This is a genomic window from Clostridium saudiense, assembly GCF_000577815.1.
In the GTDB taxonomy this organism is placed as follows: domain Bacteria; phylum Bacillota; class Clostridia; order Clostridiales; family Clostridiaceae; genus Clostridium; species Clostridium saudiense.
This window is the reverse complement of sequence record NZ_CBYM010000024.1, coordinates 43,434-56,591: the sequence shown is the minus strand read 5'-3', so window position 1 is coordinate 56,591 and position 13,158 is coordinate 43,434. Positions and strand designations below refer to the sequence as shown.

The window sequence follows — 13,158 nt, the reverse complement described above, 5'->3', positions numbered from 1 at the left end:
CTGGAGCAAGAGGAGCAAGAGGAGCAACAGGACCACAAGGTATACAAGGGGAACAAGGACTACAAGGTGAGCAAGGTATACAAGGTATACAAGGTGAGCAAGGACCACAAGGAGAACAAGGACCACAAGGTATACAAGGAGAACAAGGGCCACAAGGTGTCCAAGGGGCACAAGGAGAACAAGGACCACAAGGGTTAAGAGGAGCAACAGGAGCAACAGGAGCAACAGGAGCAACAGGCGCAACAGGACCACAAGGAATAAGAGGAGCAACAGGAGCAACTGGAGCAACTGGAGCAACAGGAGCAACAGGAGCAACAGGAGCAACAGGAGAGTCTGGAAATATTGAGGACTATGGAACAATTTATAGACAATTCCAAGATATTCAAGAATTATCTTATGCTGAAGATGTTGTTTTTAGTAATAATGAAATTGCTGGAAATAACATTCAACATGATGCTAATACTGCACCAGTAATATTACTAGGTGGACATCCTTATTTTGTAAAATATACAGTATCATATTCAGCTACTAACTGCGGTAGCAACGGAAGTGATATAATCTTTGCTCTTACTGATGGCAATGGAAATGAAATACCAGGAACTAAGCATGTAGCATCAGTTTCAAATGAAGTTTATGCTAATAATATTTCATTAGGTATTTTATTAGACGTTGATGATAATGAAATGGCAGTTGTTAAGTTAACTAACCTTACTAGAGATATTCCTAAAGTTAGAGTTCATGCAGCAACTATAACAGTTTTTGCATTAAGTTAATAAAAGTTAAAGTATTAAAATAAAGAGACTTCTAACCGTATGGTTAGAAGTCTTTAATAAATTTTAGTTAAAATTTATTAATTATCGTTTGTGTCAGTTGTATTATTATCGGAATCAGAATTACTATTATCATCATTTGGTATAATATCAGAAGATGATGTATTAGTATCTTTTATAGAGTTTGAATTATCTTGTTCAGGAGTAGTATTATTATCCATAGGATTTAATGTATCATCAATAGTGTCATTTGACTCTATATTTTCAGAACCACTAATAACAGGTGAATCAACAGAATTAGTAGAATTATCGTTATTTATATCACTTGAATTATTATTAAATAAGTTAGTAAACCAGTTCCATATTTTTTCGAAAAATCCTTTAGTTTCTTCAGAACTTGGTAATTTAATTGCATTGTCATCTGTTGCATCTACAACAACATTATCACCTAAAAGATCATCATTAGTTGTTTCTAATATGCCAAGATCCTTTTCATTACTATTAAATAATCCAGTAAACCAATCTCCTAAACCAGTAAACCATTCTTTTATAGACTCAATAAAACCTACTGATACTTTTTCACCCATAGCATCAAGTTTTTCATTAACAACATCTTTAACACTATTTAAAGCATCTTTCATTTCTTTATAATCATAATCTTGTTCTGAAACTTTAGCCATTAAGTTTTCTAATTGTTGTTGTTGTTCAGGAGTTAATGTAACATTATAATTATTAGTTACATTATTTATTGTATCTGCAATTTGTATAGTATCTTGAGTATTATTTTTAATAATTTCAGTTTTAATATCGTTTATAACACCAGTAGCTTTGTCTTGTCCAATATCTTCACCTAAGTCACCAGTTATAACTAGTTCTTCAGAAGCAATTTCTTTTTTTGTTTCATCAAGAGGTTCACCAGTTGCATCTTCAAAGGCTTTCATTATTCCAGTTAAAGCACCAGTACCACTTACACCGCCAGAAATTGGAGTCATTGCAATTACATTTGCATCAGTAATTCCACAAGTGGTAAGAGTACTAGCTATCATTGAAGAAGTAACATAAGTTAAATTTACTGTTTTAACATTAAGGCCATTTCCTTTTGAAGTAGGTTGTACATAAGCACAAGAGTAGGTTCTAGTACCAAGTTGAGCTTCAGTAGCAACTCCCTCTAAGTATTTTCTTTCTTCTTGGTTATTAACTTCTAATATAACAACTTCATTTTCTTTTACACCAAAGTAATCTAAAACTATTTGTTTTTGTTCAGATGATAGGTTTGTCCCTAAAGTCACAACATTAGCACCATCAGCATAAACTGTGCTAATATTTCCTAAAATTATTATTCCACATATAAGTAGTGTAGAAATCCTCTTCTTTAATCCCATAATTATCTCCTCTTAAATTAAAATATTTTATTGTAAGGTAAGTTAAATACCTAAATGGAATTACGTAGTTAAAGTAGTATGTATTACCTATTTTAATAAATTATATCTAATTAATATTTTAAAATCAAATGAACACTTTCTTAAGATTTTATAATTATATCATAGATTATATAAATGGCTACAATTATAAAGTATGATATAATGAGTAAATAAACAAAGGAAATTTAGTGAGGTGACAAATTTGGCTAAAGTTATAGTTGTTGGGGGAGGGCCTGCAGGAATTATGGCAGCTCTTAGTGCAGCAAAAAATAATGAAGTTACATTAATAGAAAGAAATAAAGAAATTGGTATGAAATTAAGACTTACTGGTGGAGGTCGCTGTAATATAACTAATAATAGGGATATAGAAGAATTTTTTGACAAGATAGTTAATAATAAAAAGTTTTTATATAGTGCGTTATATACATTTTCTAATTATTCACTTTTAGAATACTTAAGTAACAATGGACTTGAATATAAAGTTGAACTTGATGAAAAAGTATATACAAAAAGTGATAAGGCTGATGAAGTTATAGAATTACTAAAAAATGATTTAGAGAAGAATAAAGTTAAAATTAGATACAATACAATGGTAAGTGACTTAATAGTTGAAAATGAAGATATTAAAGGTGTTGTAACATCTTATGGTGAAAGAATATTAGGTGATAAAGTTATAATAACAACAGGAGGAAAGAGTTTTCCTAATACAGGTTCTGATGGAACTATGTATTCTATATTAGAAAAGTATGGGCATACAATTACACCTATATACGCGGCTTTAATACCACTAGTTATAAAAGAGGATTTTGTTAAAAGTTTACAAGGGGTTGCAATGAAAGATGTTGTAGTTTCTGCAAAACTTAAAAAGAAAAAAATTGAAAAGTTTGGAGATATGTTATTTACACACTTTGGTATTTCAGGCCCTGCAGTTTTAAAACTTTCTTCATATATAACTAAGGCTTTAAGTGAAAGGGAAGTAGAAGTATCTTTAGATTTCTTAAAAGATAAATCTAAAGATGAAATTTCACAAATAATGAGAAGTAATCCTAATAAAACTGTATTAAACAATTTAAAAGGTGTTCTTCCACAGAACTTTTTAAAAGTTGTATTTGAAATGTTAGGGTTAACTGAAATTAAATCAAGTGATTTAAAGAAGGAAGATGAAAATAAAATAATTGAGTATATGAAGGAAATGAAGCTTACAGCAAGAGAAACTTTAACTATAAAAGCTGCTCAAGTAACATCAGGCGGAGTAAAAGTAAAAGAAATTAATGCTTCAACTATGGAATCTAAGGTAATTAAAAATCTTTACTTTGCAGGTGAAGTTATTGATATAGATGCAGAAACAGGTGGATATAACCTTCAAATGGCTTTTTCAACAGGATATTTAGCCGGCTCAGATTATTAAAATAATTATTTTGATATATAGTTAATAATATATGAATCTATCAAACAGTAGATAAATTTTTAAACTTATCTACTGTTTTTTATATTATAAATCAAATAAATTTAACACCTAATATTACTTTGTACATTTGATATTTTTTTATTTTATTTAATAAATCATTTTCACTCATAAAATATCATATTTTCAAAAGTATATATCCTTAGTTAATTCAAGATGAAGTGAAGTTACAAAATAACTTAGATAGTTTATTAAAGAATTATGATTTGATTTAAAAGATCATATTTTGAGATTGTAGCAAATAAAAAATTAAAGAGTATTATGATAGTAAGTAGTTTTTTATGGGGAAAATTATGAATCAAAATGGAAATAATAGTTTTGATGAGTTTATAAAATTTTTTAATGAATATATGGCCTCTTTTGATTCAGAAACTACTGATGAAAATAGCAGTAGTAACACTTCACAAGCAAGTAATGGTAGATGTGAAAATTGCATGTTTGGAAATGAAAATGCAGAGGCTACAGAAGATCAAAGGAAGGCATGTAGTGATGTGCCAGGTGGATTTCAAGATTTTAATCCACAAATACTTAATTTGATAACTGTTTTGTTTGGTAATATTGCATCACAAAAGATGCCATTTAATGTACAAAATGCTTTAGGTAACTGGCTTCAACTTTTAGGTCAAGTAATAATAACATTTAATGCTCAACAACAATATTTTCAAGGTGGACCAGGAAGAATATATAGTCCAATTTATAGAAATGCAGCTAATCCATTTTGCTCAAATTCAAGTGATGAGGGACAAGCTAATGTAAGTTCAAGTAAAAAGAAAAAAACAACCAGCAGTTCAGAAAATAAGGTACAATCAAGTAACGATATAAATGAATTAAAGAAATCCATATCAGAGTTAAGCAAGCAAATAAAGGAATTACAAAGTGAAATTGAAAATTTAAAGAAAAAATAAGGATGTGAAGCTAATAGAAATATATAGACTTTACATCTTTATTTTATTATAAATAATTTTTAGTATGGAATAGTTAAGTATTTATAAGGACAAAGTAATAGTGGAAATTTAATTCTTTTAAATAAAGGTTGTGAGAAAATGCTTGATTATTTTGTGAAAAAATATAATTTAAATATTACATCAATGATAAGAAATGGAACAGTTGCAGTAATTACAATGGCTGGTGTTGGAGTCTTATTTGGTGTTAAAAATATAATGATAGCATTTCCAATTGCATTAACCTCAACAGTAATAGGAAGACAAAATTTTTATGTTAAGCCACTTAGTAGAATAGGGCGAATTTTATTGCTAGATTTATTTATTGTTTTAGTTGCATTTATTTCATCATTAAATCCTTGGACTGGTATTTTAATAGATTTAGTAGCAATATTTTTAATAATATATATTGTATCCTCACCTTATGATGCAACATTTTATAAACCTTTTATAATGTTATATGTATTTACTCAATATTCTAAGATATCTATTTATGAACTTCCAAATAGATTATTAGCAGTTATATTTGGTGCAATGATAATAATTATTGGAACCTATATTAAAAGGGCTAATGCAAAAGTTGTTTTTGGAAACAGTGTTAATTCTGCTTTGAAAAGTTTAAAAGTTCAGCTAGATAATATTTTAGAAGATAATTTTGATTATAAGTTAACAAAAGATTGCTCAAAAATAATGATGGATTTGGTTTATAAAGTATATACAACAAGGCATAAAGGATATTTAACTACTAACCTTGGAACTATTCAGTTTAAATTATATTTAAATATAGAGTATATAAATATATGCTTGAAGAAGGTTTTTCAAGAGTATAAAAATAACAATATTTCAAAGGAAGAACTAGGAGATTTATGGTCGTTAATTGATTTAATAATTAATTATTCAAAGGAATCATGTAAGATAAGTGATATAGTCTATAAAAATACTTTTATAATTGAAAAAAATAAAAATTCAATGAATTTATATAAAGAAGTATTATTTGCTATTTCATCAATTATAGAATGTATTAAAGATTTGGAAAAATTAGATGATAAAGATATTAATAAAATATATAAGAATTGGGAAAGGACTTATTTAGATAAACCTAAAGTAATTTTTAAAGAATATTTTGTGATTTCATCAATTAGGTTTAAATTTGCTATGAGAATGTCAATTACATTGTCATTTGCAATTTTTATAGCAGAATTCTTAGGTTTTTATAAAGTGATTTGGGCAATAATCACTATAATGTCTATTATGCAACCTTATTATGAAGATACTATTTCGAAGAGTAGAGAAAGAGTAAAAGGAAATATTATAGCTATCTTACTTACAGGAATAATAATACATTTATTTGATTCTAAGTGGGTTATAATAGGGATCTTAGTTTTATCTTTGTATTTATTATATGGATTTAAAGAGTATTATAAAATATCATTATTTGCAGCTATGGCATCAATATGTGTATCATCATTAACAGTAAATATTAATAAATTATTATTTTATAGAATTTTATATGTGATTATAGGGGTAGTTATAGTTTTGTTAGCTAATAAGTTTATATTTCCATATAAATTGAAGGATGGAATAGAACAATTGGTTAGAAAAATTTTAAGATATGATGAATATTTAATGGATTCTACTCGGGATTATTTAAATAAAAGCAATGGGGCTAATTCTATAAGAGATTTAGTAATACATATAACTTTATTAACACAAAAGCTATATCTTAGAAATATGCAATATGGAGATGAAAAGATTGAACAGTTTGTTGATTTAAATAATGAGATTGTAGTAAGAATTGGATATAAAGCTTTAATTGTTTATGGAAAAAGATATAATGAAAATATTTTTAAATATATAAGTAATTTATATGAGGAACTGCAGGAGAGAATTAAAGGGTTAATATAAGAAAAGATATAGATTAGAAATAGGGGGAACTAATCTATATCTTTCTGAAGGGAATGATATTAACTAATAAATAACACTAATTTCTATGTGTTATTTTCTTTAGTATAGTGCATTAATATGTCAAATTAATGACAGTTGCATTAATTTGACATAATTTAGTAATAATAATTCATATTTGTATAAGTTACTATGTAATAAGAGTATAATAATATAAATAAAGTATTTTTTATAGTTAAGAAGGGAGATAAATGAAAAATGTTGTCTTAAAAAAAGTTAGGGTTAGATTGATAATAATAATTTTAGTAATTATATTCAGTGTAATAGGTTTTTTAAAAATAAAAAGTGATAGTAAAAAGTGGGTAGATGCAGATGTTACTGTTAAGCTACCTTTTGAAATAGATATATTGAGTACAGGAAAGTCAGATTTTATTTTGATTGAATGTGAAGGAAAATTTATTGTTATAGATACAGGATTTTATGAAAATAGCACCGTAATAAATGATTATTTAAATTATAAAGGTATTGAAGAAATTGAATATTTGATTTTAACCCATAATGATAAAGATCATATAGGTGGAGCGCCTACTATTTTAGATAATTTTAAAATTAAAAATTTAATTCAAGCTGATTATGAAAAAGATACTGTACAATATAAGAATTATATTGAAGCAGTAAAAAGAAATGAGTTGACACCTGTTTTATTGCATAACAAAATTGTTAAAAATATTAATGGTGCTAATATAACTATTTATCCGGCCATTAAAGATGAGTATGAAAAGTCAAATGATTATTGTATTATTGTTGGAATTGATTATGGAAAGTATAGATTTTTATTTGCAGCAGATGCTGAAGATGAAAGAATGAGGGAATTTATTAATGAAAATACTGGTGAATATACTTTTTTAAAGATGGCTCATCATGGAATATATAATAATGAGGTAGGAGATTTTTTAGAATCTGTATCCCCTAAATATGCAGTAATAACTTGCTCTCAGTTTATGTATCCTGATAGAAAACTAGTATCTTTATTAGAAAAATATAAAATAAAAACTTTTTATACTAGTAGTGGTGATATTAGTATTAAGAGTGATGGTGAAAATATTTATTTTATACAAAAGTAATAGAATTTTTCAAGAGTATGAGGTGGAAAATACCTAGTATAGATAACAAGATAATTGGAATAGATTATGATTGAAGATAAATGGAAATTGATAAAAATAAATTAAGACTACTGTAATAGATTTTTACAGTAGTCTTAATTAGTTTTTTCTCATAGTATAATTTATATATTATTTTAAATATGAGGTAGAAATGAAAAATACTCAATGGTATATAGTAAAATTAAGAGGGGAAAAGAACAGATTATCATTTACTTCTGAAGAAGCATGTAAAATAGCAAAAAAGATAGGCATTGATTTTACAAAAGAAAAATTTGATTTAAATGAGTTTACTATGGGGATAAATGTAGAGCTTGAACATGGTACTAAATTTTCAAAGGCAAATGTAACTAATAATGATCCTATTTTAACAGGTAAAATTGCATATGCACATCTTTTAGAATTTCCTGATTATTATACAAGGCTTAAGAAGTTAGAAGCAGAGGCCGATATATATTGGAAAACTAAAAGGTAGTTAATCAAATGTGAGAGTTAGCTTAAAGGCACTTAGAGATAAAAAAACGAAACTTTAAAGTTTAAGGAATTACAAATATATTTATATATAATATAAAAAATAAAAATCCCATGAAATTATTATTTTTCATGGGGTTTTAAATTATTAAATTTATATTTTATTTTATAAATACAAATTTTTAAATTATTAAATTTATATTTTATTTTATAAATACAAATTCTTTATCAGTAGAAAGCTCTTCAGAATATTTGAAAGATAGTTCAGAAAAGTTTTTAACATCTTCAATATTTTCTATGTTATTAGATGCTAGATATCTTACCATAAGACCTCTAGCCATTTTAGCCTCTGTAGCTTTTACTTTAATTTTATCATCTTTTAATTCTCCAAATATACAAGTAATAAATATATCATCTTTGCTTAAATATTTTTCGATTGCTTTACTATATTCTTTTGAAGCTAAATTTAAAATAACATTACTATTTTTAGTTATTTCTTTATATAAACTATTGCCCCAAAACTCATAAAGATTTTTATTATTATCGATTTTAAGTTTTGCTTGCATTTCTAATCTATATGGTACAACTCCATCAAAAGGATTAAGAACTCCATAAAATCCAGATAGTATTTTTAAATGATATTTTACATAATTAAATTCATCTTCGCTAAAAGAATCTGGAGACATATATTTATATTGAATTCCTTCATAAGTTAATAAGGCTGGAGATAGATTTTTATTTAAATGCATATTTTTATATCTTTCAAAATTTAATTGAGCTAAATCATCATTACAAACTAATAGTTTTTTTAGTTCATCATATGAAAGTGATTTCAATTGATTATGTAATATGTTAGTTTTATCCATAAAGACAGGGTGATATTCATAAATAATATCATCATTGTTTATATTCATTTTTTTTGCTGGGGAAATAATTATATTCATTTTTTCAACTCCTAAATTATGCAACTAATATTAATTATTATTTAGTATAACATATTATTTAGTTTTATTATAATGAATAAATTTTTTTAGCATCATAATTATATTTGATAAAAAAGTAAAATTTTAATAATGAATATAAAAGAAATTAGAAAATGAAAATTTTAAATAAGATGTTACTTTGATATAATTAAAATATAAATAAATTAAAAGGGGAGGAAAAAGATGATTAAACATATTATTTTATGGAATTTTCAAGATGGTAAAGGTAGTGAAGAGGATAAATTAAAAATAAAAAATGGATTAGAAGGTTTAAAAGGTAAGATTCCAGGAATTATTGAAATAGAGGTTATAACTAATCCAGTAGCAGGTAGTAATGCAGATATAATGTTAAATAGTACATTTGAAAGCATTGAGGCATTAAATAATTATCAAGTTCATGAAGAACATGTTAAGATTGCTACAATAGTTAGAAGTATTACTTGCAATAGAATGTGTATGGATTATGAAATATAGTTTATAAAATTTCAAGAGGAGAATAAAGTGGAAGAAGAATATATAGATTATATTGTGAAACAATATTTTAAGGATGAAAATTATTATGTTAAACAAGAAAGTAGTGGAATGAATAATACTACTAAATTCTTATGCGTAGGAGATAAAAAATATATTTTAAGAATATATGAAAGTCACAGGGATAGTAAAAAGGTGAACTATGAACATTTAGTCTTAGAGGAGCTTAATAAAAGAAATTTATCATTTAATATTCCAAAGCCAAAACAAAATTTAAAAGGTAATACTATAAGTGTTAGTATAGATGAAAAGCTAGTGTCAATAGCTGAAATGATAAAAGGATCTAATCCTAAATTACATACTACTAAACAATTTTATAGCTTAGGTAAAGTTGTTGGTGAAATAACAAAAGAGTTAGGTAGTATAGAAGTTGAGCTTAATCCTATTTATGAACCATGCTATGAACTAGAAAAGTCTTATCCTAAATGCCCTTTAAATAAAGTAATAGAGTTTTGTATTTATCCATCTAATGAATTTGAAAATGAAAGAGAATATTTAAAGGAATTAAGTAGATATTTTATTGAATTTCAAGAGGTAATACCTAAATTAAGAAGTTTGCCACATCAGATTATTCATGGAGATATTAATGCATCTAATGTATTAGAGGATGAATATAACAATATATCAGCAGTTTTAGATTTTGAATTTTCAGCTAGGGATTTAAGGGCTATGGATTTAGCAATATGTTTGTCAGAAGCAATTTCAAATGAAAATGATGACAAAGTAAAACTAGAAAATATGAGAAGCTTTATTAATGGTTATAAGGAATATATAAAACTTTCAATTGATGAGATAAATGTAATACCATCATTAATTATGCTTAGAAGACTTGATGTGATAATACATTTTCTTGTTAGATATAAAGATGGAATTAGTAATAATTTTATGTCTTCAGAAAAAATTTTAAAAGAGCAGATTATAAAAGCAATAACACTATGTAAATGGGTTAAATCAAATGAAGAAAAAATAAGAAGAATATTTTAATTAATATTAAAATATTAAAATATTAATTAATATGAGGGTAAGCATATTAATTAAATTTATTTATATAAATTAATATGAACTTAAAAAACAAGGTGCTTTTTAGGAGGGTTTTGATATGAATGAGGTTATAAAAAATATTAAAGCTAGAAGAAGTTGTAGAGAATATATTGATACACAAATATCAACTGAAGATTTAAATGAAATCTTAGAGTGTGCTTTATGTGGACCAAGTGGAATGAATAGCCAAGGATGTTATTATACTGCAATTCAAAATAAAGAGGTATTACAAGAATTAAATAAAGCAGTTAAAGCTGTATTTAGGGAAAGAGAAGATTCAAGGGGATTTGATGAAGATTACAATTTTTATTATAAAGCACCAACCCTTGTAATAGTTACTGCAAAAAAGGATTATAAATATTTTTATACTGATGGAGCGGTAGGATTAGAAAATATATTTTTAGCAGCTACATCTTTGGGCATGGGAACATGTTGGATTAATCAATTAGCAGATACTTATGATAATCCACAAGTAAGAAAAATACTTGATAGATGTCATATACCTTCTGATTTTGGAGTAGTTGGTTGTGCAGCAATTGGTTATTCAGCAAGAGCAAGTGTTGCACCAAAGAGAATTCAAGGAAGAAGTTTAATAGTTAGATAAAAGAATTTTAAAGAGTAGGTCAATATATATTGTACGTATTTTAATTAATTGATACAGCAATATATATTGACTTTATTTTTATAAGAAAGTTAATGGAAAATATTTTATAAAATATAAATTTGGTTTATAATATGTGTATTATAAAGGGAAAGAGGCTTTATCTATATAAATGATAAAGCTTTATATATATATATATGAAAACTATATTAAAATAAAGTTGAAGAATAAATGTATAATGATGCAAATAATAATAATGTAATTTTATAAATAAGATACTTTAATGAAAAAATAATATTAAGGAGATGAAGATATGTTTAAGGTCATAACTGTTTTAATTCATATAATTAATTTGGTAACAATATTATATATGATATTCAAAGAAAAACGTTCAGCTAACAATATCATAGCTTGGACTTTGGTTTTATATTTGGCACCATTTATAGGTTTTATCGTGTTTATACTAATTGGTAGAAAAATGAATAAAGCTAATATGTTTGGGTTTAAAAATGCAGAGCTAAAAATATTTGAAAATTACACAAATCAAGTTAAAGAAAGAGAAAGTTTAAAAGATGAAAATATTGATATAGAAAATATTGATATGATTAGAGCTCTTGAAGCAACAGATTATTCTCCTTATAGAAGTAATAATGATGTTTATATGTATTCAGATGGAACTTTGTTTTTTGAAGAATTATTGACAAGTTTAAAAAAAGCTAAACAAAGTATAAATATAGAGTTTTATATATTTAAGAATGATAATATAGGTACTGAGATATTAAATATATTAGAAGAAAAAGCTAAAGAAGGAGTAGAAGTTAGATTATTATATGATTCAGTTGGAAGTAGATCTTTAAATAGAAATGTGCTTAAGAAATTAACTGATGTTGGAGGTAAGGTTGGTGAATTTTTCCCTTCATGGCTAAAACTTATTAATATTAATATGAACTTTAGAAACCATAGAAAGATCGTTGTGATAGATAATAAAATTGGATTTGTTGGTGGATTTAATGTTGGCGATGAATATTTAGGAAAAGATGATAAGTTTGGATATTGGAGAGACACTCACATAAAATTTAAAGGTAGTGCAGTTAAGGATTTAAATTTAAGATTTTTAGCAGATTGGAGATATGCTACGAAAGAAGAAGTTACATTAAATCATGTATTAGAAATTAATGAAGATGAGCTAAAAAAATCTAATATAGGAATGCAGATAGTATCAAGTGGACCAGATTTAAGTGATAGGTATGAAATAAAGTTAGCATATTTAAAAATGATACAAAAAGCAAAAAGATATCTTTATATACAATCTCCATATTTAATAATTGATAATAGTATTTCAGATAGTTTAAAATTAGCAGCTGCTTCAGGTGTTGATGTAAGAATAATGTTACCAGGCAAAGGTGATCACCCTTTTGTATATTGGGCAAATTTAGTTTATGCAGGTGAATTAATAAAAGAAGGAGTAAAAGTATATCATTACGATAGAAATGCGTTTTTACATGCAAAAACTATAGTTATAGATGATAAAATTTGTTCAATAGGAACTGCTAATATGGATACAAGAAGTTTTGAATTGAATTTTGAAGTTATTTCAGTTATATATTCAGAAAAAATAGCAAAAGAGCAAAAATATGAATTTGAAAAAGATATGATGAAATGTGAAGAGTTAACTATAGAAAAGTATAATAAAAGAAGTACAATTGTTAAGGTTAAGGAATCTATTTCAAGATTATTATCAGATATACTATAAAGTTATATTGTAATAAATAAAATAAGAAAAATAAAATTATATAAAGTATTATAAACATTAATTTAGTTTTAAAATGTATGTAAGTCAGACAATCTGATAAAAAATAAATGTATTACTAG

At 25.6% G+C, this 13,158-nt stretch carries 12 protein-coding genes; 10 read left to right on the top strand and 2 right to left on the bottom strand.

The window, feature by feature from the left end; genetic code table 11:
• The coding region (locus TY07_RS17360; RefSeq protein WP_198133997.1) for a collagen-like protein at positions 1 to 773 on the top strand (773 nt) is incomplete at its 5' end.
• Between the two features lie 77 nt (positions 774 to 850).
• On the opposite strand, the gene TY07_RS11795 is transcribed toward TY07_RS17360, so the two are convergent.
• The gene (locus TY07_RS11795; RefSeq protein ID WP_042399998.1) at positions 851 to 2,152 is read right to left on the bottom strand and encodes a DUF1002 domain-containing protein; all 1,302 of its coding nucleotides are present in this window, start codon (positions 2,150 to 2,152) and stop codon (positions 851 to 853) included.
• Between the two features lie 241 nt (positions 2,153 to 2,393).
• Here TY07_RS11795 and TY07_RS11790 point away from each other — a divergent pair, with 241 nt between their 5' ends.
• The 5 genes from TY07_RS11790 (at position 2,394) to TY07_RS11770 (ending at position 8,134) form a co-directional block, all read left to right on the top strand.
• Positions 2,394 to 3,599, top strand: coding sequence for a BaiN/RdsA family NAD(P)/FAD-dependent oxidoreductase (locus tag TY07_RS11790; RefSeq protein WP_042399995.1), 1,206 nt, complete (start codon positions 2,394 to 2,396; stop codon positions 3,597 to 3,599).
• A 350-nt stretch (positions 3,600 to 3,949) separates the two neighbouring features.
• The gene (locus tag TY07_RS11785) at positions 3,950 to 4,561 is read left to right on the top strand and encodes a hypothetical protein (RefSeq protein ID WP_042399991.1); all 612 of its coding nucleotides are present in this window, start codon (positions 3,950 to 3,952) and stop codon (positions 4,559 to 4,561) included.
• A gap of 153 nt (positions 4,562 to 4,714) precedes the next feature.
• The gene (locus TY07_RS11780) at positions 4,715 to 6,502 is read left to right on the top strand and encodes an FUSC family protein (protein ID WP_242833258.1); all 1,788 of its coding nucleotides are present in this window, start codon (positions 4,715 to 4,717) and stop codon (positions 6,500 to 6,502) included.
• Positions 6,503 to 6,750: 248 nt separating this feature from the next.
• On the top strand, positions 6,751 to 7,623 hold the full coding sequence (locus TY07_RS11775; RefSeq protein ID WP_042399987.1) for a ComEC/Rec2 family competence protein: 873 nt from the start codon (positions 6,751 to 6,753) through the stop codon (positions 7,621 to 7,623).
• A gap of 190 nt (positions 7,624 to 7,813) precedes the next feature.
• Positions 7,814 to 8,134: a DUF5661 family protein gene (locus tag TY07_RS11770; RefSeq protein ID WP_042399985.1), complete on the top strand. Its 321-nt coding sequence runs from the start codon at positions 7,814 to 7,816 to the stop codon at positions 8,132 to 8,134.
• A 199-nt stretch (positions 8,135 to 8,333) separates the two neighbouring features.
• Here TY07_RS11770 and yaaA read toward each other — a convergent pair whose 3' ends face one another.
• Positions 8,334 to 9,074, bottom strand: coding sequence for a peroxide stress protein YaaA (yaaA, locus tag TY07_RS11765; protein ID WP_042399983.1), 741 nt, complete (start codon positions 9,072 to 9,074; stop codon positions 8,334 to 8,336).
• A 222-nt stretch (positions 9,075 to 9,296) separates the two neighbouring features.
• Here yaaA and TY07_RS11760 point away from each other — a divergent pair, with 222 nt between their 5' ends.
• From TY07_RS11760 to cls, 4 genes are all read left to right on the top strand, one after another.
• On the top strand, positions 9,297 to 9,587 hold the full coding sequence (locus tag TY07_RS11760) for a Dabb family protein (protein WP_042399982.1): 291 nt from the start codon (positions 9,297 to 9,299) through the stop codon (positions 9,585 to 9,587).
• Positions 9,588 to 9,614: 27 nt separating this feature from the next.
• Positions 9,615 to 10,628, top strand: a complete 1,014-nt coding sequence (locus TY07_RS11755; RefSeq protein WP_042399981.1) for a phosphotransferase — start codon at positions 9,615 to 9,617, stop codon at positions 10,626 to 10,628.
• A gap of 115 nt (positions 10,629 to 10,743) precedes the next feature.
• Positions 10,744 to 11,289, top strand: a complete 546-nt coding sequence (locus tag TY07_RS11750; protein ID WP_042399980.1) for a nitroreductase family protein — start codon at positions 10,744 to 10,746, stop codon at positions 11,287 to 11,289.
• A 310-nt stretch (positions 11,290 to 11,599) separates the two neighbouring features.
• Positions 11,600 to 13,039 (top strand): cardiolipin synthase, encoded by a 1,440-nt coding sequence (gene cls / locus TY07_RS11745; protein ID WP_042399979.1) that lies wholly within the window; start codon positions 11,600 to 11,602, stop codon positions 13,037 to 13,039.
• Positions 13,040 to 13,158: the final 119 nt, after the last annotated feature.